Origin of the sequence: Microbacterium sufflavum, from assembly GCF_023091155.1 — a bacterium.
GTDB classification, from domain to species: Bacteria; Actinomycetota; Actinomycetes; order Actinomycetales; family Microbacteriaceae; genus Microbacterium; species Microbacterium sufflavum.
In genome coordinates this window covers 1,770,761-1,788,955 of record NZ_JAHWXK010000001.1, presented here as the reverse complement: position 1 = coordinate 1,788,955, position 18,195 = coordinate 1,770,761, and the positions used below count along the sequence as shown (strand labels likewise).

Annotated in this window: 20 protein-coding genes; 8 read left to right on the top strand and 12 right to left on the bottom strand. The window is 72.3% G+C overall.

Features of this window, described 5'->3' with window-relative positions:
* Position 1 precedes the first annotated feature (1 nt).
* Positions 2 to 310 carry a GNAT family N-acetyltransferase gene (locus tag KZC56_RS08715; RefSeq protein ID WP_136030613.1) on the bottom strand — a complete coding sequence of 103 codons (309 nt, stop codon included), beginning with the start codon at positions 308 to 310 and terminating at the stop codon, positions 2 to 4.
* Between the two features lie 330 nt (positions 311 to 640).
* Between KZC56_RS08715 and KZC56_RS08710 the strand changes: the two genes are divergently transcribed.
* From KZC56_RS08710 to KZC56_RS08700, 3 genes are all read left to right on the top strand, one after another.
* Positions 641 to 1,348: a winged helix-turn-helix domain-containing protein gene (locus KZC56_RS08710; RefSeq protein ID WP_136030611.1), complete on the top strand. Its 708-nt coding sequence runs from the start codon at positions 641 to 643 to the stop codon at positions 1,346 to 1,348.
* A 100-nt stretch (positions 1,349 to 1,448) separates the two neighbouring features.
* Positions 1,449 to 2,408 (top strand): DNA-3-methyladenine glycosylase family protein, encoded by a 960-nt coding sequence (locus KZC56_RS08705; RefSeq protein ID WP_136036050.1) that lies wholly within the window; start codon positions 1,449 to 1,451, stop codon positions 2,406 to 2,408.
* Positions 2,409 to 2,458: 50 nt separating this feature from the next.
* Positions 2,459 to 2,656, top strand: a complete 198-nt coding sequence (locus tag KZC56_RS08700) for a hypothetical protein (protein ID WP_136030607.1) — start codon at positions 2,459 to 2,461, stop codon at positions 2,654 to 2,656.
* On the opposite strand, the gene KZC56_RS08695 is transcribed toward KZC56_RS08700, so the two are convergent.
* From KZC56_RS08695 to KZC56_RS08680, 4 genes are read right to left on the bottom strand one after another with little or no spacing between them, the layout of a single operon-like run.
* Positions 2,653 to 3,408 (bottom strand): iron ABC transporter ATP-binding protein, encoded by a 756-nt coding sequence (locus KZC56_RS08695; RefSeq protein ID WP_247638368.1) that lies wholly within the window; start codon positions 3,406 to 3,408, stop codon positions 2,653 to 2,655. The genes KZC56_RS08700 and KZC56_RS08695 overlap by 4 nt on opposite strands.
* A complete protein-coding gene (locus tag KZC56_RS08690; RefSeq protein ID WP_247638367.1) occupies positions 3,405 to 4,448 on the bottom strand; it encodes an iron chelate uptake ABC transporter family permease subunit in 1,044 nt (347 codons plus the stop codon). Before KZC56_RS08690 ends, KZC56_RS08695 begins: the two co-directional genes overlap by 4 nt.
* On the bottom strand, positions 4,441 to 5,427 hold the full coding sequence (locus KZC56_RS08685; protein WP_247638366.1) for an iron chelate uptake ABC transporter family permease subunit: 987 nt from the start codon (positions 5,425 to 5,427) through the stop codon (positions 4,441 to 4,443). Before KZC56_RS08685 ends, KZC56_RS08690 begins: the two co-directional genes overlap by 8 nt.
* 50 nt (positions 5,428 to 5,477) lie before the next feature.
* Positions 5,478 to 6,473: a siderophore ABC transporter substrate-binding protein gene (locus KZC56_RS08680; protein WP_247638365.1), complete on the bottom strand. Its 996-nt coding sequence runs from the start codon at positions 6,471 to 6,473 to the stop codon at positions 5,478 to 5,480.
* Positions 6,474 to 6,578: 105 nt separating this feature from the next.
* On the opposite strand from KZC56_RS08680, the gene KZC56_RS08675 reads away from it, so the two are divergent.
* The 3 genes from KZC56_RS08675 (at position 6,579) to KZC56_RS08665 (ending at position 8,210) form a co-directional block, all read left to right on the top strand.
* Complete coding sequence (locus KZC56_RS08675; protein ID WP_206251754.1) at positions 6,579 to 7,346, top strand: siderophore-interacting protein; 768 nt, start codon at positions 6,579 to 6,581, stop codon at positions 7,344 to 7,346.
* 31 nt (positions 7,347 to 7,377) lie between these two features.
* Positions 7,378 to 7,779, top strand: a complete 402-nt coding sequence (locus KZC56_RS08670; RefSeq protein ID WP_136030594.1) for a VOC family protein — start codon at positions 7,378 to 7,380, stop codon at positions 7,777 to 7,779.
* 131 nt (positions 7,780 to 7,910) lie between these two features.
* Positions 7,911 to 8,210 carry a hypothetical protein gene (locus tag KZC56_RS08665; RefSeq protein WP_136036045.1) on the top strand — a complete coding sequence of 100 codons (300 nt, stop codon included), beginning with the start codon at positions 7,911 to 7,913 and terminating at the stop codon, positions 8,208 to 8,210.
* A gap of 38 nt (positions 8,211 to 8,248) precedes the next feature.
* Here the strand turns inward: KZC56_RS08665 and KZC56_RS08660 are convergent, their stop codons facing one another.
* The 3 genes from KZC56_RS08660 to sigJ are packed head-to-tail and all read right to left on the bottom strand — an operon-like array spanning position 8,249 to position 12,016.
* On the bottom strand, positions 8,249 to 9,712 hold the full coding sequence (locus KZC56_RS08660) for an MFS transporter (protein WP_136030589.1): 1,464 nt from the start codon (positions 9,710 to 9,712) through the stop codon (positions 8,249 to 8,251).
* Between the two features lie 55 nt (positions 9,713 to 9,767).
* A complete protein-coding gene (locus KZC56_RS08655; protein WP_372490571.1) occupies positions 9,768 to 11,108 on the bottom strand; it encodes a M20/M25/M40 family metallo-hydrolase in 1,341 nt (446 codons plus the stop codon).
* A 5-nt stretch (positions 11,109 to 11,113) separates the two neighbouring features.
* Positions 11,114 to 12,016, bottom strand: coding sequence for an RNA polymerase sigma factor SigJ (gene sigJ, locus KZC56_RS08650; RefSeq protein WP_247638363.1), 903 nt, complete (start codon positions 12,014 to 12,016; stop codon positions 11,114 to 11,116).
* A gap of 124 nt (positions 12,017 to 12,140) precedes the next feature.
* Here sigJ and KZC56_RS08645 point away from each other — a divergent pair, with 124 nt between their 5' ends.
* Both KZC56_RS08645 and KZC56_RS08640 read left to right on the top strand, forming a co-directional pair.
* Entirely contained in the window at positions 12,141 to 12,890 is a 750-nt protein-coding gene (locus KZC56_RS08645; protein ID WP_247638362.1) for an SDR family oxidoreductase, read from the top strand.
* 134 nt (positions 12,891 to 13,024) lie between these two features.
* The gene (locus tag KZC56_RS08640) at positions 13,025 to 13,435 is read left to right on the top strand and encodes a VOC family protein (RefSeq protein ID WP_206251759.1); all 411 of its coding nucleotides are present in this window, start codon (positions 13,025 to 13,027) and stop codon (positions 13,433 to 13,435) included.
* A gap of 12 nt (positions 13,436 to 13,447) precedes the next feature.
* On the opposite strand, the gene KZC56_RS08635 is transcribed toward KZC56_RS08640, so the two are convergent.
* Genes KZC56_RS08635 through KZC56_RS08620 form a run of 4 tightly spaced genes read right to left on the bottom strand, consistent with a single transcriptional unit; the run spans position 13,448 to position 18,195 of the window.
* Complete coding sequence (locus KZC56_RS08635) at positions 13,448 to 14,962, bottom strand: helix-turn-helix domain-containing protein (RefSeq protein ID WP_136031748.1); 1,515 nt, start codon at positions 14,960 to 14,962, stop codon at positions 13,448 to 13,450.
* Positions 14,959 to 15,987, bottom strand: a complete 1,029-nt coding sequence (locus tag KZC56_RS08630; RefSeq protein WP_136031746.1) for an S-methyl thiohydantoin desulfurase domain-containing protein — start codon at positions 15,985 to 15,987, stop codon at positions 14,959 to 14,961. The genes KZC56_RS08635 and KZC56_RS08630 overlap by 4 nt, the downstream gene beginning before the upstream one ends.
* 10 nt (positions 15,988 to 15,997) lie before the next feature.
* Positions 15,998 to 17,098 (bottom strand): S-methyl thiohydantoin desulfurase family protein, encoded by a 1,101-nt coding sequence (locus KZC56_RS08625; RefSeq protein ID WP_247638361.1) that lies wholly within the window; start codon positions 17,096 to 17,098, stop codon positions 15,998 to 16,000.
* The gene (locus tag KZC56_RS08620; RefSeq protein ID WP_247638360.1) at positions 17,095 to 18,195 is read right to left on the bottom strand and encodes an S-methyl thiohydantoin desulfurase family protein; all 1,101 of its coding nucleotides are present in this window, start codon (positions 18,193 to 18,195) and stop codon (positions 17,095 to 17,097) included. Before KZC56_RS08620 ends, KZC56_RS08625 begins: the two co-directional genes overlap by 4 nt.

Below are 18,195 nucleotides of genomic sequence, written 5' to 3'. Positions count from 1 at the left end.
CTCAGCGGCGGCGGAGGACTCCGGCTCGCTCGGGGTGCGCGGCGAACCACTCCGCCACGTACCAGCAGACCGCGTCGACCGTGCGGTCGCCCCGCTCCTCGATGTCGGCGACCGCCCCGTCGACCACGATTCCCGCGTAGCCATGGCCGCGGAAAGTCGGCACCGTGAAGGCGCGGGTCAGGGCGATCGTGTGGCCGTCGTCGCGATAGTCCAGCACGCTGACCAGCTTCCCGTCGCGCGTGAGGGTATACCGCGATGCGTCCTTCTCGTCGGTCAGGATGAAGCCGCCGACGGTGTGCGAGATCGTCATCCGTGCCACGTTACGCCCCTCCGCCACGCCCGGGCGTTTTGACATGCGTCGTCACGATCGGACATAATCCCCCCATGACCACCAACGCACGCCCTTTGTCCGCCCAGGAGGCGAACGGGACTGCCGGGATGATGATGCCCGGTCGCGTTGGCATGTGTTGCCGAATGTGTCGCTGAACGAACAGCCACCCCGCCTGACCTGACTCCTCGCCATCTGCGGGAGCAGCGTCTCGAGCATCCACCCTTGCTCGCTTCCCGGCTCCGCCGGTCATTCATGCAACGCATCCGAGCCCCCGTCGCTTCGGGCTCACGTCTTGAGGACTCCATCATCATGTCGAACTCCGCCCTTCTCGAGCGTCCCGCCACCACCGCCCCCGTCCGCACCGTCCACCCCGGCAGCGACTCCGCCGCCACCGCCGGTGCCGACCTCCCCGCCGTCCGCTCTCCGCGCGGCTTCGCCCTCTACGTCGGCCTCGACGAGATCAAGGCAGCGGAAGCCGGCGTCAGCCTCCCGCTCCTCGTCGACGCCCTCCGCCGCACCCTCGCCGAGCTCGCACCCGGCGCCGAGACGCACGCGACCGTCGCCCTCGCCCCGCACGGCTCGGGTGGCCGCGACCTGGACGTCGTCCGGCTCGCCCTGCAGGAGCCCGGCGCGATCGCCAGGACCAAGGCCGCAGCCGAAGAGGAGACGGTGCCGGAGGAGACCGGGGTCACCGTCGACATCTCCCGCAAGCGCGTCCTGATCGACGGCGAGTCCGCCGCCTTCACGTACAAGGAGTTCGAGCTGCTGCAGTACCTCGTGCTCCGCGAGGGCCGCACGATCGAGCGCAGCGAGCTGGTCTCCGCCCTGTGGCAGGCGCAGGACGACGAGGCCCCCGGCGAGCGCACGATCGACGTGCACGTGCGCCGGCTGCGGGCCAAGCTCGGCCGCTACGAGGACATCGTCCGGACGGTCCGCGGCATCGGCTACCGGTTCGATCGCCACGCCGACGTCGTCATCCGCTACGGCCACGGCACCCCCTCGCCCGACCGCTTCTGAGAGCACGCCCGCGCGGCTCGGCCATCGTGCCGAGCACGGCCCCCGCGGGCCGCGGCGCACGCCGGGAGCCGATGTCAGGAGCGCCGCGTAGGGTGGGCGCATGACCCTCACCGCCCCGTCAGCGCCCCCTGCGGCCGTGCCGGCGGACCTGCGGCGGGAGACCACCTACCGTCCGCCGCATCCGCTCGACCTCCGCCGCACGGTGGGGATGCTGCGCCGCGGTGGCACCGACCCGACCACCGTGTTCGACGGTCACGTCATCTGGCGCGCGGTGCGCACTCCGCAGGGCCCGTCCACGCTCGCGCTGCGCATGGCGGGGAACGCCGTGACGGCGACCGCATGGGGTCCGGGCGCCGACCACGCCCTGTCCCTCGTCCCCGCGCTCTGCGGCGCGACCGACGACCCCACCGGGTTCGACCCGTCGCACCACCCCCTCGTCGCCGAAGCCGCCCGGCGCAACCCCGGCATCCGGCTCGCCCGCACCGACGAGGTGTTCGACGCGCTCGCCTGCGCGATCCTGGAGCAGAAGGTCACCTCGATGCAGGCGTTCGGCGCGTGGCGCTACCTGGTCTCGCGCTACGGCGACCGCGCACCCGGCCCCACCCCGCGCCCGATGGCCGTCGCGCCGACCGCCGAGCAGTGGCGGCGCATCCCGTCGTGGGCGTGGCACCGCGCGGGCGTCGAACCCCCGCAGTCCAAGACGATCGTGCGCGCCGCCGAACGCGGCGACCGCATCGCGCGGGCCGTGCAGGCGGCGGAGACAGGAGCGGACCGCGACCGCGTGCTCACGAGCCTGCCCGGCGTGGGCGTGTGGACCGCGGCCGAGACGAGGATCCGCGCGCTGGGCGACCCGGATGCGGTCAGCGTGGGCGACTACCATCTCGCGCACGAGGTCGGCCACGCCCTCGCGGGTCATCGCACGGACGACGCGGGGATGATCGAGCTGCTGGAGCCGTGGTCCGGCCACCGCCAGCGCGTCATCCGGCTCATCTTCGCGAGCGGCCTGGTCGAACCGCGACGCGGACCCCGGCTCGCCCCCGAGGACCACCGTCGCCGCTGAGCCGCGATACGGCCGCACGCCCACGGGGCGCCGGGACGTATGCTGAGGCCATGTCCCGCGCCGCGCTCCGGATCACCGTCACCCTCGGCCTGCTGATCGTCGGCGTGGTCGTCGGTCTCATCTTCCAGAACGTGTGGCTCGGGGTGCTGCTCGCCGCGATCGTCTGGCTCGGGTGGTTCCTGGGCTACGAGTCGCGCCGCGGCCACAACGCCGGCGTGAACGACGAAGACCACGGCATCGAGCTCTAGTAGTACACCGCGAGGAGACCGGAGGGTCCCTCGACCACCCGCACCTCGGTGTCGAACACGCGGGTCAGCACGTCGTCGGTCATGATCTGCGCGGGCGGGCCGAACTCCACCACCCGCCCGTCCTTCATGGCGCAGATGTGGTCGGCGTAGTGACCGGCGAAGTTGATGTCGTGCAGCACGATGACGATCGTGCGCCCCAGCTCCTCGGCCGCCCGCCGCAGGTGCTTCATCATCTGCACCGCGTGCCGCATGTCGAGGTTGTTGAGGGGTTCATCGAGCAGCACGACCTCCGTGTCCTGCGCGAGCACCATCGCCACGTATGCCCGCTGTCGCTGCCCTCCGGAGAGCTCGTCGAGGTAGCGCCCCTCCAGCGCGCCGAGGTCGAGGAAGTCGATCGCCTGGCTGATGACCTCCTCGTCGTGCCGGTTCAGGCGCCCCTGGGAGTGCGGGAAGCGCCCGAACCCGACGAGCTGGCGGACGGTGAGGCGCGTGACGAAGTGGTTCTCCTGCCGCAGGATCGACACCACCTTCGCCAGGTCCTTCGACTTCGTGGACGCCACATCCAGTCCGGCGATCTCGATGGCGCCGGCGTCCATGCCGTTGAGCCGGCCGATCATCGTCAGCAGCGTGGACTTGCCCGCGCCGTTGGGTCCGATGAGGGCGGTGATGCCGCCCGCGGGGATGCGGAGGTCGACGGGTCCGATCGCGACCTCGCTGCTGTAGTCACGGCGCACGCCGTCGAGTGCGATCACAGTCTGCCCTTTCGGAGGATGACGAGGAGGAACACGGTGCCGCCGACGATCTCGATCAGGATCGACACCATGCCCTGCGCGTAGAACACGTTCTTCATCACGAAGTACGCCCCGGCGAGGATCGAGAACGCGGTGAGCACCGCGACCGGGAAGATCAGCCGATGGTCGTGCGAGTCGGCGAACTGGTAGGCGAGCGTCGCGACGAGGAACCCGAGGAACGTCATCGGACCGACCAGGGCGGTCGAGGTCGCCATGAGCACCGCGACCAGCGTCAGCACGAGGAACTGCTCGCGTCGGTGATCGATCCCGAGGGAACGGGCCGCGTCGGGACCGAGCGCGAGCACGTTGAGCCGACGCGACCGCGACCACAGCAGCAGCGAGGCTCCGGCGACCAGCGGGATCGCGAGGGGGAGGTACGCCGGGTCGGCGTTCGACACGTTGCCGAACAGGCGGGCCGCGAGCACGTCGAACTCGCTCGGCGTCAGCAACCGCTGCATGAACGTGGCGATCGCGCCCAGCCCTCCGCCGATCACGATGCCCACGAGCAGCATGATCTGGAGATTGCCGTAGCGCCCCGAGAGCAACCACCCGTAGAGGACCACGGCGAGGCCCACCATGATCACGACCTGGAGGGCGAACTGTCCCGCCCCCTGGACGGCGACCAGCCCCGCGACGCCGAACAGGTACACGGTGGTGGTCTGCACCACGCGGTAGAGCGACTCGAAGCCCATGATCGACGGCGTGATGATGCGGTTGTTCGTGACGGTCTGGAAGCTCACGGTCGCCACGGCCTGGGCCACGGCGACGACGGCCATCACGACCACGGTGGTCGCGCGGTGCTGGGCGACGCGCCAGAACCCCGGCGTGCCGACGGGCATCGGGTTGTCCCACGCCAGGAGCCCGAACGCGGATCCGGCGGCGATCACGGCGAGCACGACCAGCACCACGACGTAGCGGCGACGCGCGCGCGGCGTCGTGAAGGAACCGGCAGACCGGGTCGTCGCGTCCGGCCGGGACTCCGTCGCCGTCCGCTCAGCCACGACGACGCTGCCTCAGCAGGAGGAGCACGAACACGACCGCCCCGACGACCCCGAGGATCAGCGACACGGGCACCTCGAAGGGCATGATGATCGTGCGGCCGATGATGTCGCACACGGTGACGATCGCGATGCCCAGCAGGCAGACCCAGGGCAGGTTGCTGCGCAGGTCGTCGCCGCGCACCATCGACACGATGTTGGGCACGATCAGCCCGAGGAAGGGCAGGTTGCCGACGACGACCGTCACGACGCCGGTGGTGACCGCGATCAGCACGGTGCCGAGCAGGATCATCCGGTTGTAGTTCACCCCGACGTTCGTCGCGATCTCCTCCCCCAGTCCGGCGATGGTCAGCCGATCGGCGACGAGGAACACGATCACCCCGATGAGCGCGACGATCCACAGCATCTCGTACTGGCCGCGCATGACCGACGTGAAGCTGCCGGCGAACCACACGCCGATGATCTGCAGCGAGTTCGTGACGAGCGCGAGGTAGGTGGTGATCGCGCCGACGACCGCCCCCAGCATGATGCCGACGATGGGGACGATGAGCGAGGACTTGAGCGCCACCCGCCGCAGGAAGGCGAAGAAGACCATCGTGCCGACGAAGGCGGCCAGCACGGCCCCGGCCATGCGCAGCGGCAGGGACGGCTGCGGCACCAGCAGCATCACGGCGAGCAGGCCGAGGCCCGCCCACTCGGTGGTGCCGGTCGTGGTCGGCTCGACGAAGCGGTTCTGGGTGAGCAGCTGCATCACCAGGCCCGCCATCGCCATCGCGGCCCCGGCCAGCACGAGGGCGATCGTGCGGGGCACGCGGGTGATCTGGAACATCTGCGCGCCGTCGTCGGCACCGGCGATGTCGTAGACGCCGGTGACGAGCGAGAGCGCCAGGAGAACCGCGACGACGAGCACCCCGAGGAGCAGCTTCGGGTCGAACAGCCGCGCGGACGATCGCGACGTCGGGGCGAGGAGAGGAGAGGTCATGGGGGGATGCCGGTGGCGGCGCCCTGATCGCGGGCGCCGCCACCCGGCCCTTACTTGTCGGCGCTCTTCTCGAGCGCGTCGGCGAGGTCGTTCAGGAACGCGGTGTACGTCTGGATGCTCTCGTTCAGGTACGTGTCGGTGGGCATGTAGACGATCTGCTCGTCCTTCACCGCGGTGACGCCGGCGAGGGCCTCGGAGCTCTCCAGGATCTCGGCGGCCTGCACGTAGTCGGGCGTCTCCGCCGCGAACACCGCGTCGCGGTCGAGCACGAGGATCCAGTCGGGGTTCGAGGCCGCGATCGCCTCGACCGAGATCTCGTCGCCCTGGTGGTCATCGCTCGCGTCGTCGACCTCGAGGGCCGGCGTGAGGCCGAGGAGGTCGTAGATCGGGCCGAGCGAGCGGCCGACGGTCGGAGCGAGGTAGCCGATCTGGCCGCCCGAGGTGTTGACGGCCATGACGGTGTCGGCGTCGTCGTAGGCGGCCTTGGCCCGCTCGACCGCGGCGTCGAACTCGTCGACCAGCTTCTGCGCCTCGTCCTGCTTGCCGAAGATCTCGCCGAGGACGGTGGTCTGTCGCTTGAGTTCGGCGTCGAACGCCTCGCCGTCGCGCGGTTCGAGGTCGATGATCGTGGCATCGGGCACGAGCTCGGCGATCGCGGCGTTGTGCTGCGTGAAGCGCTGACCGCTGATGATGAGATCGGGGTCGGCCGCGACGATCGCCTCCAGGTCGGGCTCGGTGTGCAGGCCGATGTCGACGATGCCGTCGTCCTTCGCGTACGACACGGTCTCGGGCATGAGGGAGACGGCGCCGGCGGAGAGCTCGATGCCCCAGTCGGACAGGGTCTGGAAGGTGCGGTTGTCGAGGGCGACGACCGAGGCGGGCGGGGTGGCGATCTCGTGTTCGCCCGTGTTGTCCTCGACGGTCACGGTGCCGGAGGCGGCGGCGGTCTCCTCGGGTTCGGCTTCGGCGCCCGTGGCGCAGCCGGAGAGCGCGAGCAGGCCGACCAGGGCGACGCTGGTGGCGGTGAGGGTTCTGGGCACGGACATGGAGAGACTCCTGTTCTGCGGGGTGGTCGCGCACTCGAGGGCGCCGGTCGGACGGAGCGGATCGCAGGGAACCATCCGTCGTGCTTTTTAGGTTAGCCTTACTTTATGAGCGATACGAAATCCGGCTTCACGATCGAGCGTCGCGGCCTCGAGCTGCGCTTCCGCACCGTCACCCTGACCGCGCGCGAGTGGCTCGCCCCGGACTTCGTGCGCGTGCGCCTCACCGGGCCGGACCTCGCCGGATTCGACTCCCCCGGCGCCGATGACCACATGCGCCTGTTCTTCCCGGACGGCCCCGTGGAGTCGGTGGAGGAACTGCGCGCCGCGCCCAGCCGCGAGTACACGCCGCTCGCGTGGGGCGAGGACTGGCTCGACGTCGAGTTCGCGGTGCACGGCGACCAGGGCGTCGCCGCACCGTGGGCCGCCACCGCGCCCCTCGGCGCCGAGATCGGCGTGGGCGGTCCGCGCGGCGCCGCCGTCGTCACCGGCACCCCCGGCTCCTGGCTGCTCGTCGGCGACGAGACCGCGATCCCCGCGATCCGCCGTTTCGCCGCGCTGATCCCCGACGACGCCCCGGCCCGCATCGTGATCGAGACCGTGGCCGAGAGCGGCGAGCTCGACCTCGCCGCCCCGGTACCGGTGCAGTGGCTGCACCGCGGGGACGACCCGGCCGGCTCGGCGCTGATCGCGTTCCTGGAGTCGCTGTCGGGAGACGACCTCGTCGGCACCGATCCGTTCGTGTTCATCGCGGCGGAGCAGTCGATCGTCAAGCCGGGTCGCGCGCTGCTCGACCGGTGGGGCGTCGACACCGCGAAGGCCGTCGTGAAGGGGTACTGGAAGCGGGGCGAAGCCGAGTATCACGCTCCCCACTGACACCGTCCGCGATCGCTGACAGACTGGGCCGATGGCACTCCTCGATCACCTGGGCATCACCGTCGGCGACCTCGAGCGGGGGCGGGCGCAGTTCCATCCCGTCCTGACCGCGCTCGGCTACGAGTCCGGCGGGGAGGACGACCACTCCATCTCGTGGCACAACGGCGACGAGACCGAGATCATCCTCTACACGTGGGACGAGGACTCGGAGCCGCACCGGCACGGACGCATCGGGTGGCAGCACCTCGCCTTCGCGATGCCGTCGCGCGCGGAGGTCGACCGCTTCCACGCGCTCGCGCTCGACGCCGGGTGGAGCGCGGTGCGGGAGCCCAAGGAGTATCCCCGCTACTCGGAGCGCTACTACGCCTCCTTCGTGGAGGACGCCGACGGCATCCGCGTCGAGTTCATGTACAACCCGCCGAAGGACGCCTGACCGCGCCGTCGCAGGACCACTCGCGCTGCACCGATGCGCGCCGAGCACCCCGTCCCGCGGTTCTCGGAGACGTGGTCGGGCCCGGCACCAGGATGCTGGCAGGGTGGATCATCCGATGCGACGATGAGGAGATGGAATCGGTGGATGCGGCACAGATCTGGACGATGATCGGCGCGTTCACCGCTCTGATGTGCGGCACCCTGACCGTGATGTCGACGATGTTCGTCCGCGTGCTCCGCAGCGAGGTCGGCGGGCTCCGCAACGAGATGAACGGCCGCTTCGATGCGGTCGACGCCCGCTTCGCGACGGTCGACGCCCGGTTCGACGCCGTCGACGCGCGCTTCGATGCCGTGCACACCCGGATCGACGGTCTCGACCGCGACGTGCAGGCCCTGGTGAAGCGCACCTTCGGCCTCGACCGCGACGCCTGACGCGGCCGATCCGTCCGACCGCGCTGCTCGCCCGGCCGTCAGGCGACCGGTGCCGCCTCGGCCTCGACCGCGCGATCCGTGAACGCCTGCTTCGGCACGAACAGCAGGAGCACCGCAGCGGCGAGCGCGGTCGCCCCGCAGACGACCCACACCGTGACATAGCCCGCGAGCGACCCCGCCGTCCCGTCGGCGACCGCACCCGCACCACTCGCGACGCCGTGCAGGAGTGCGATGCCGAAGACGCACGAGGCGATCGCGCCGCCCACGGTCTTCACGGAGTTGGTGAGCCCGGTCGCGACGCCCGTCTGCGTCGCCGGAGCCGCCGACGCCGCCGCGGCCGGCAGCGCCGCCACCAGCGCTCCGGAGCCGAGCCCCACCACGACCATGTTCGCGATCACCTGCCCATAGGCGTCGTGGAACGGCAGGAACAGCAGGAACCCGATGCCCACCAGCACCGATGCCCCGAGGAGCGTGATCCGCGGCGACGCCCAGCGCGCCACGACCGGGAACAGCAGCGCGCCCGCGATCATCGCGACCAGGTACACCCCGATGATCAGCGACGTCGCGAAGCCGGTCGTCCCCAGCCCGTAGCCGTACACCTCGGGGTCGGTGCGCGCGAAGGTCGACAGCGGCGCCTGCGCGCCCAGCACGCTCACCCCGAACAGTCCCGCCGTGAGGAACACGGGGCCGAGCGCCGGCGACCGGAACATGCGCACGTCGATCAGCGGGTCGTCGCAGCGCAGCTCCCACCGCACGAACGGCACGACCAGCAGAAGCCCCAGCGCCACGACCGCCCACGACCACGGGTTGCCGAGGCCGCCCTCGAGGCGCAGCAGGCTGAGCCCGCCCGTGAAGCACAGCAGCGCGAGGGAGATCAGCACCAGGCCGACCGTGTCGAACACGCCGCCGGTCGGCTCGGGCGACTCCCGCACGCCGAACAGGATCACGAAGAAGCACACCACGATCAGCACGGCGGGCACGAGCAGCACGACCGTCAGCGGGAGCGCGTCGATCAGCGCACCGCCGACGAGGGCGCCGATGATCGCCCCACCCTCCAGGGCGGCGACCAGGAGGCCCGCCGCCTTCGCCGTGATCGACGAGCGTCCCTCCATGCGCCGTGACCGCGACCAGATCAGGGCGATCTCCAGCGGCAGCCACACGACGTAGAAGCCCATGAGCGACCAGGCGAGCAGGAACACCGCGAACGAGTCGGTGAACGGCAGCACGAGCGCGGCGGCCGCGGTCACGGCGGTCGAGATCAGCAGCATGCGCTTGTGGCCGAGCATGTCGCCGAGCTTCGCGAACGCCGGCACCACGAGTGCCGACAGCATCAGCTGCGACCCCTCCAGCCAGTTCACGTCGGCGTCGTGGATGCCCAGGTGGCGGGCGATGTCACTGAGCATCGGCGTGTAGTACCCCTGGAGCACGCCGCTGGTGAACTCGACGAACGCGAGGAAGCCGACGACCACGGCGAGGGTGCCCAGGGTGCGGGTGCGCGTCATCGCGTCTCCTGCTTCGAGAGGTCGGGTGCCGGGGTGGATCCCGGAGGGGGTGAGATCACCCTAGTCGTTCGAGGAGGGCGCGATGGAACCGCTCCCCCCGCTCCAGCGCCGCGATCTCCACGCTCTCGTCGACGCCGTGGATCGATGCGCGCTGCGCATTCGACATGTCCAGCGGCGCGAAGCGGTACACGGCAGGGGCGAACCGGTGGAAGTGCCGGGAGTCGGTCGCCGCCATCATCACGTACGGCACGGCGGGGACGCCGGGGTGCGAGACCTCGAGCGCCGCGGCGAGCAGGGCGAACTGCGCGTTCTCGGTCGACGACTCCGGCGACGGCTCACTGGCCTCCACCACCTCCACGGAGACGAGCGGATCGCGCACCCGTCGACGCACGCGGTACACGGTCTGCTGCGTGGTCTCGCCGAGCGCGATGCGCAGGTTCACCGTGGCCGACGCCTGCGAGGGCAGCACGTTCGCGGCGGTGCCGCCCGACTGCATGGTGGGCGCGACCGTCGTGCGCACCAGCGCCGCGGGCTCCCCGCCGAGCGTCGCGAAGAGCCGCGCGGTGAGCGGTGGCGTCGCGGCGAGCAGTCGCAGGAGGTGCCGCGCGGGTCCCGGCGTCTGCGCGCCGAGCACGCCGAGCATGCGCAGCACCGCGGTCGAGGCGCGCGGCCGGAAGGTGTCGGGGCTGAGGCGGTCGACCGCGCGGGCCACGCGGCGCACGGCCGTGAGTGCGGGTGGGGCCGAGGCGTGCCCTCCGTCGCCGCGCGCCGAGAGCCGCAGCGTCATCACGCCCTTCTCGCCGACACCGATCATCGCGGCACGCCCGGGGACGAAGGGCAGCGGTGCGTCGACGACCGCCCCGCCCTCGTCGATCACGAGCCACGGCACGATGCCGCGGTCGCGCAGCACCCGCGCGATCTCCTCGGCCGCCCGCCCGTAGGTCTCCTCGTTCCCGCCGAACGACAGGTACACGTCGCGCGGTGGACGGAAGCCGTCGGCCAGCAGGTTCTCGACGGCCTCGAGCACCACGATCAGCGGCCCCTTGTCGTCGAGCGCCCCGCGCCCGTGCACCGAGCCGTCGGCGATCACCCCCGCGAACGGCGGATGGGTCCAGGCGTCGCTCTCGTCGACCGGGACCACGTCGTAGTGCGCCATCAGCACGACGGGTCCGCCCGTCACCGCTCCCGTGCCCGCCCAGTGGAACAGCAGCCCCAGGTCGGTGTGCCGCTCGAGCGTCAGCGCCGCGTGCGTGCGCGGGTACAGCTCGGCGAGCAGCGCCGCGAACTCCTCGAACGGCGCGAGGCCGCGTTCGTCCAGCTCCGCGGAGACGGTGGGGAGGCGGATCATGCGGGCGAGGCGCTCGGCGATACCGGGACGCACGGTGGGGGTCGTCACCCTCGTCATGCTAGCGACCGCGAGGATCCCGGCCACTGCGTGAGCTTGTCGGGGTTGCGCACCGCGAAGACCTCGGCGATCCGGTCGCCGCGCACGACGAACGAGAACACCGCGTCCGCATCCCCATCGAGCGTCGCGAGCAGTGCGAGCCCGTCCGGCGCAGGCACGAGCGCGACCTCGGCCTCGGGGTTTCGGCGCGCGATGCCGAGCACGAACCGGGCCACGTGGTCGGCCCCCACCACGGGTCGCAGCGCCGCGGACTTCTTGCCTCCGGCGTCGGAGCGGAGCACCACGTCGGGGTCGAGCAGCCTCACGAGCCGGTCGAACTCACCCGTGGCCGCCGCGCCGAGGAACGCCCGCACCACCGCGTCGTGCTGAGCCCGGTCGGCGACTCCGGATCGCCCTGCCCGCACGCGTCGGCGCCCCTGCGAGGCGAGCTGCCGGACCGCGGCGGGGGTGCGTCCGACCGTCTCGGCGATCTCGGCGAACGGCACGCCGAAGACGTCGTGCAGCACGAAGGCCACACGCTCGGCGGGCGTGAGCGACTCCAGCACCACGAGCAGCGCCAGGCCGACGGATTCGTCCAGGGTGACGCGGTCGAGCGGGTCGGGGTGCGGCGGCCCGGCGAACGCGGAACCGTGCGGCACCGGCTCGGGCAGCCACGGGCCGACGTAGGTCTCGCGGCGGGCACGCGCCGATCCGAGCACGTCGAGACAGACGCGCCCGGCGACCCTCGTCAGCCACGCGGCCGGGTTGACGATCGCCGCTCGCTCCGCGGGCGACATCCGATACCAGCGCGCGTAGGTCTCCTGCACGGCGTCCTCCGCGTCGGCGACCGGGCCGAGCAGGCGGTACGCGAGGGCCAGCAGGGGTCGCCGCTCGGATTCAGGGGCTTCGAGGTCGTCCATCGTCTCCTATCCTGGCCCTGCGCGACGCACGCGGGCACGGCGGATGTCGCCGATCGCCTCACATTCGCGCGGGCTGCATCGTCGGAGAGGCAGGACCATTCCCGAGACGAAGGAGAACGCACGCATGAGAATCGCTGTCGCCGGTGGCACCGGCGTCGTGGGCAGGCACACCGTGGACGCGGTCCGGGAGGCGGGGCATGACGCGGTGGTGCTCAGCCGCTCGACCGGCGTCGATCTGGTGAGCGGGAGAGGGCTGTCCGAGGCGCTGCGCGGAGCGGACGCGGTGATCGACGTCGCGAGCATCGAGACGCTGAAGGCGAGCGCGGCGATCGAGTTCTTCACCGCGGCGACCGGCAACCTGCTGTCGGCCGCCGCCGACGCGGGCGTGCGACACGCGGTGCTCCTCTCGATCGTCGGCATCGACCGCATCCCCTACGACTACTACGCGGGCAAAGTCGCGCAGGAGAAGATCGTGGAGGCGTCACCCGTGCCGTGGACGATCCAGCGCGCCACCCAGTTCCACGAGTTCGCCGCGCAGATGTTCGCCCGCGCGACGCTCGGCCCGCTCCACGTGGCACCCCGGGCCCGCACGCAGCCGGTGGCCGCCCGCGAGGTCGGCGAGCGTCTCGCAGCTCTCGCCGTCGGGGACCCGCGGGGTCGCGTGGCGGACTTCGCCGGGCCGCGAGAGGAACAGCTGGCCGACATGATCCGGGCATTCGCGCGACACCAGGGCTACCGCGGCTGGGTTCCGGCGCTGAGCGTGCCCGGCCCGCAGATGACGGGGATGCGGGAGGGCAAGGCGCTTCCGCGACCCGACGCCGACCTCGGCCGGCAGACGTTCGCGGAGTGGCTCGCGGAGACCGCGCACCCCTGACCCTCCCTCCGGCACCGCACCTCCGGGACGGGTGTCGGCGCGGTCGTACCCCTGCCCTTGCGACGGCGCGCGACGGAGCGGAGACTGAGGCGCGGCGGGGATCCTCAGCAGTCCGAACACGACCAGGAGCAGTCATGCCCAACCTCAACCCGTACCTGTCGTTCCGCACCGAGGCCCGGGAGGCGATGGAGTTCTACCGGAGCGTCCTCGGCGGTGAGCTCGACATCAGCGTCTTCGGCGAGTTCCCCGGCATGGTGCAGAGCCCGGAGCAGCAGGACCTCGTGATGCACGCGCAGCTCACCACCCCGGACGGGCTCGTGCTGATGGCCTCGGACACCCCCGACGGCATGACCTACGAGAAGCCGCAGGGCATCTCCGTGTCGCTGAGCGGCAACACCCAGGAGGTCACGCAGCGCGTGTGGGAGGCGCTCTCCGAGGGCGCGACCATCACGATGCCGCTGGATGTGCCGCCGTGGGGCGGGACGTTCGGCATGCTCGTCGACCGGTTCGGCATCGCCTGGATGCTGCACGGCGACCCGGAGTAGGCAGCGGCGGGGTCAGCGCGGCAGCACGGCCCGGCACGCCAGGTGCAGCGCGAGCCGGGCCTCCGGATCGCTCATGTCGATCCCGAGCAGCTCCTGCACCCGGCGGATGCGCACCATGACGGTGTTGCGGTGCAGGCCGAGGGCGGCCGCGGTCGCGGCGATCCCCGACTCGTGGTCCAGGTAGGCCGACAGCGTCGTGAGCAGCTCGCCGCCCCCGTCCGCGAGCGGCGCCAGGAGCGACTGCGCCGCCGGCACGAACGTGTCGTTCCCGGTCCAGGCGAGCAGCAGCTGCTCCAGACCGAGACTGTCCACCCGCACGAACCAGCCCGTGGCGGAGCGGTCGGCCGCGATGCGTGCCGCGTCGCCCGCCTCGTCGAGCGTGGCGGCCAGCCCCTCCGGGCCGCTCTGCAGCGAGCCGACACCGGTCGCCACCGCGAAGTCGCGCAGCGCGCCGAGGTGCACGTCGCGCAGCGCCCCGACCGCGCGCTCCACCCGGTCGGGCCCCGGAGCCTCGGCGAACGACAGCCAGCCGCTGACGCCGCGCCCCGCGGTGGTGGCGTGCGCCTCGGCGTCGATGGCGCTGAGGGCCGGGCTGATCGAGCGCAGCAGCGCGAGCGGGTCGAGCCGGCCGCGCGCGACCGTGCGGAAACCGAGGTGATGCCCGCCGGTGCGCCACCCGCGCTCCGCCATCCGCCGCTCCACGTCGGTGTCGGCCGTGCCGCGCAGCTCCACGAAGTCGCGCAGCAGCCCCGACGATGCGGCGACGTCGTTGACCGCGGCGATCTCGTCGATCAGGATCCGCGCGGCGACGGCCGGCATCGCCACCTCGGCGGCGACGATGAGCGACTGCAGCTGCGCCTCGCCGAGACCGCGACCGAACAGCACGAGCCGCAGTCCGGAACGGCCGGGACTGTCCACGCGCACCGAGGCCGCAGCGTCGCCGTCGGCCCGGGCGGCATCGGTCCACGCGTCGAAGCGGATCCGGTGGCGGAGTGCATCGGCCAGGTGTCCCCCGGCTTCGCGCAGAACCCCCGCGCCGTCGATGAGCGCGACGCCGAGGCCGAGGTTCGCCGCGAGGTGCCCGAGCAGGTCGCCGAGGTCGTCCGCCGCGTACTCGAACGACTGCGCGACCTTGCGCACGCGGGTGAGCGTGAGGGCGTCACGCGCCTCGATCAGCATCCAGCAGGCCCGGGCGAGCTGCACCGGCCGCTCGACGTCGAGCAGGGTGAGCCCGAGCCTGGCCGCGAGCCGGACGGCGCCGCGGTCGACGTCGGCCGCGCCGGGCAGCGCGAGTCCGGTGAAGCCGCGGTCGCGCACCCGGCGCAGCATCGCATCCTGCTGCCAGGTCGCGCGCGGCGCGGCGGCCGTGAGGATCGCGAGGCCGCCGCGGCTCTGCGCCGGGAGGTCGGCCTCCTCCGCCTCCACCGACACCGCGTCCCACTCGGCGTCGGCGGGCCCGGCGACGAGGCGCACAGCGCCGTTCTCGCCCTGCGCGAGCAGTGCGGTGAGGGGAAGCGCGGCGCTCATGCCGCGTCCAGCCCGTCGAGACCGTAGGCCGACGGCACGATGCGGGCGCGGCGCTCGGGGCGCTCGCTCCACCAGTCGGGCGCGGGCAGGGCGAGCACGACGACGTGCCGCGCCAGGCTGAGGTCGGTGACCTCGAGGATCTCGCGGGACACGGCGTCCAGCACCACGATCACCTCGGGGGCCGCGGCGACCAGCAGCCCGTCGCTGAGCACCGCGAGCGTCTCCGACCGCGCGACCACCCGGTGCACGGTACCGCCGATGCCCGCGACCTCGATGGCGCTGACGTGCGGGTCGGTCACGGACGGCGCGACCGACAGGATCCGGCCCTCGGCGAGCAGCTCGCCGCCCAGGGCCTCCGCCAGCAGCGGCGGCGCGAGCCGGGCGTGCGCGAGGAACGCCCGCCCCAGGTCGAGCGCCCGAGCCAGGTGCCCCTCGATCGCGTGCTCCCGCAGGTCGCCCACCGTGAAGCCGGCGAGCACCGCGCAGCCCACTCCCCCGGCCTGGATGATGGCCGACCGCACCACCCGCTCCGCGTCGATCGCCCTGGTCGCCTCGACCAGGGCGACTCCGTCCGCGCCGGTCTCGCACGCGAACACGAGCCCGGGCACGCGATCGACGAACAGCGACATCTGGTCGAGACCGGGCACCGCGCGACCCGTGCAGTCGGCGTCGACCACGGTGTGCGTCTTCGCGAGGGTGAGGGGCGCCAGCCCGTTCATCCCCCCGCCCTCGAGCGAGCAGACCGCCGGCACGGGGTGTCCGAGCCAGCGCTCGACCGCCCGCAGCAGTGCACCGAACGGCTCTGCGCCCGGCATCCGTTCGCTCAGAAGCATGGTGGAGCCGACGAACGCGACACCGAGGCACGGGGTCGCGGGGTCGAGCGCCGACACCGGCGTGACGTCGATCGGCCCGTGGTCGGCGGCGCCCAGCATGAGCTCGAGCATTGTGGTCGAGCCACCGCCGCCGGAGCCGAGGAGCGCGTAGCCGCGGGCGAGCGCCGCCACGTCGTCCCGCTCCAGCCTCATGCCGTCCAGCCTAGGACGCGGGGGTCCCCTCGACCGGGCGGAACGGCTCCGTCAGGCCGAACGCCGTGGGACCGAACGCGGCCAGCGCCTCGGGCGTGCGCATCATGTCGGGCGTGGAGATGCCGAGCACGCGCACCCGCTGCCCGTAGCGCAGCCCCTCGGTCGTGATCGGTTCCGCGGTCTCGTGATCGACCACGCAGATGAGGTCGGGCACGATCGCCAGCAGCTCCCCACCGCGGTAGGCCGTGAGGTTCTCGTTCTGGAACGCGATCTCGACCGCGTCGCCCTCGGCCCCCAGTGGAGCGATGACGGCCCGGCCCTTCGCGAAGCCCTCCGTCGTCCGCCGCTCGACGTCCACGACCTTCCCGACGCCCAGTTCCCGCACGTGCGGGTAGAGGGTGGTCGCGAGGGTGTCGGCGATCGCCTCGAACGGGGACCGGTGCTCCTCGCGGGCCAGGCGGATGGCGCGGCCGAGCGCGAGCGCCATCGAGATGGTCCGTGGCACGGCCGTGCGCCGCACGTCGGCGCCGGTCATGGCGTACTCGGCGATGTGGCCGACGCCGCCCAGCCGGATCGTGATGCCGCGGGCGAGCCACTCCATCTGCCGGTCGTCGTCGCCCGTGTCGATCACGACCTTCTCGCCCCGCTCCCCGGCGAGCGCGAGCGGCGAGCCGTGCACGCCGTACACCGCGAAGGTCTCCATCGACAGCTCGGGGAACGCTCGTCCCATGCCGTCCGCGTCCACCACGGGCAGCCCGGTCTCGGCCGCGACGATCAGCGGGATCATGGAGTTGATGCCGCCGCACTCGATGGGCATGGTCGCATCGGCCGTCCGCCCCAGGTGCTCCTCGAGCGTGCGCAGCGCCAGCGTGGGCTCGGTGCCAGCGGGGATCTTCTCCACCATCACCGTCGGGGCGCCCATCTGCGCGGTGGGGATCACGAAGAGGTCGTCCGCCAGCTCGTCCGGGTCGAGGATCGTGATGCTGCCGTCGCCGAGCACCCGTTCCACGAGCATCTTCCCGATGTACGGGTCGCCGCCCCCGCCCGTGCCGAGCAGCGTCGCGCCTCGGGCGAGGTCGGGGAGGTCGGCCGCGGTGAGCTGCCAGCTCATGCGGCCGCCCCCGTCGAGGCGTCGGCGGCGGAGACGGTGCCGTCGAAGCGGTGTGCTGCGAGGTCGTAGCCGAAGTAGCCAGGGCCGACCATCGCGAGGGCCTCCGCGGAGTGCCAGCGCTCGTCGGCGGGGGCCGCGATCACGCGCACGCGCTGGCCGTAGCGCAGCCCCTCGGTGGTGATCGGCTCGCCCGACTCGCCGTCGAGCACCATGATGAGGTCGGGTGTGGTCGCGAGGACCGCGCCGTCGGCCTCGGCGACCAGGTGCTCGTTCTGGAACCGGAGGGTGAGCGTGGTGCCGCCGTCGCCGTCGATGCGGGCGCGCCCGCGGGCGAACCCGGTGGTGGTGGCGCGGTTGACGTCGACGACCTTGCCGTCGAACAGCTCGCGCCCGCCGAGCAGTTCCACGACCGCCGCGACCGGGTCGGTCTTCTCGTCGCGCGCGGCGGCGATGCTCCGGCCGATCTCGATGCAGCGCGACAGCGACCCCGCCACGAGGGACTCTCGCGCGGCGGTGCCCGACATCGAGAAGCCCGAGATCATGACGGAGCAGCCCATCTCGACGCACGCGACCCTGGCGATGCGCTCGGTCCAGGAGTTGTCGGCCGTCTGCAGCACCCCGGTGTTGCCCTTCTCGTCGCTGAAGGCGAGGGGCGACGCGGTCACGCCGTACAGCGTCGGCAGCACCATCTGCAGCTCCGGGAACGCGCGCCCCATGCCGTCGGCGTCGACCAGCGGCAGGCCGAGCGCGGCGGCCGCGGCGATCGGGATCGTGGAGTTGACGCCGCCGACCTCGGCGCACGCGATGTGCGTGACCGGGCGGCCGAGGTGGATGCCCAGCGCCTTCACGGGCTCGATGACCTCGGCCAGACTCGGCAGCTTCTCGACCATGACGGTGGGCGCGCCCATCATCGCGACGAACAGCACCAGGGCGTCGTCGGGCACCTCGTCGAGGGCGACCACGGTGACGTCGCCGCTCGCGAGGGCCTGCCGGGCGAGGAGCGCGCCGATGTACGGGTCGCCGCCGCCACCCGTGCCGAGCACGGCAGCCCCGCGCGCGAGTCCGTCGATGTGGGCGGGGGTGATCGTCCAGCTCAT

Excerpts from the sequence above, each read along its gene's own strand:
- KZC56_RS08715 (WP_136030613.1), bottom strand. The coding sequence starts at position 310 with ATGACGATCTCGCACACCGTCGGCGGCTTCATCCTGACCGACGAGAAG.
- KZC56_RS08710 (WP_136030611.1), top strand. The coding sequence starts at position 641 with ATGTCGAACTCCGCCCTTCTCGAGCGTCCCGCCACCACCGCCCCCGTC.
- KZC56_RS08705 (WP_136036050.1), top strand. The coding sequence starts at position 1,449 with ATGACCCTCACCGCCCCGTCAGCGCCCCCTGCGGCCGTGCCGGCGGAC.
- KZC56_RS08700 (WP_136030607.1), top strand. The coding sequence starts at position 2,459 with ATGTCCCGCGCCGCGCTCCGGATCACCGTCACCCTCGGCCTGCTGATC.
- KZC56_RS08685 (WP_247638366.1), bottom strand. The coding sequence starts at position 5,427 with ATGACCTCTCCTCTCCTCGCCCCGACGTCGCGATCGTCCGCGCGGCTG.
- KZC56_RS08680 (WP_247638365.1), bottom strand. The coding sequence starts at position 6,473 with ATGTCCGTGCCCAGAACCCTCACCGCCACCAGCGTCGCCCTGGTCGGC.
- KZC56_RS08675 (WP_206251754.1), top strand. The coding sequence starts at position 6,579 with ATGAGCGATACGAAATCCGGCTTCACGATCGAGCGTCGCGGCCTCGAG.
- KZC56_RS08670 (WP_136030594.1), top strand. The coding sequence starts at position 7,378 with ATGGCACTCCTCGATCACCTGGGCATCACCGTCGGCGACCTCGAGCGG.
- KZC56_RS08665 (WP_136036045.1), top strand. The coding sequence starts at position 7,911 with ATGGAATCGGTGGATGCGGCACAGATCTGGACGATGATCGGCGCGTTC.
- KZC56_RS08660 (WP_136030589.1), bottom strand. The coding sequence starts at position 9,712 with ATGACGCGCACCCGCACCCTGGGCACCCTCGCCGTGGTCGTCGGCTTC.
- sigJ (WP_247638363.1), bottom strand. The coding sequence starts at position 12,016 with ATGGACGACCTCGAAGCCCCTGAATCCGAGCGGCGACCCCTGCTGGCC.
- KZC56_RS08645 (WP_247638362.1), top strand. The coding sequence starts at position 12,141 with ATGAGAATCGCTGTCGCCGGTGGCACCGGCGTCGTGGGCAGGCACACC.
- KZC56_RS08640 (WP_206251759.1), top strand. The coding sequence starts at position 13,025 with ATGCCCAACCTCAACCCGTACCTGTCGTTCCGCACCGAGGCCCGGGAG.
- KZC56_RS08635 (WP_136031748.1), bottom strand. The coding sequence starts at position 14,962 with ATGAGCGCCGCGCTTCCCCTCACCGCACTGCTCGCGCAGGGCGAGAAC.
- KZC56_RS08630 (WP_136031746.1), bottom strand. The coding sequence starts at position 15,987 with ATGAGGCTGGAGCGGGACGACGTGGCGGCGCTCGCCCGCGGCTACGCG.
- KZC56_RS08625 (WP_247638361.1), bottom strand. The coding sequence starts at position 17,098 with ATGAGCTGGCAGCTCACCGCGGCCGACCTCCCCGACCTCGCCCGAGGC.
- KZC56_RS08620 (WP_247638360.1), bottom strand. The coding sequence starts at position 18,195 with ATGAGCTGGACGATCACCCCCGCCCACATCGACGGACTCGCGCGCGGG.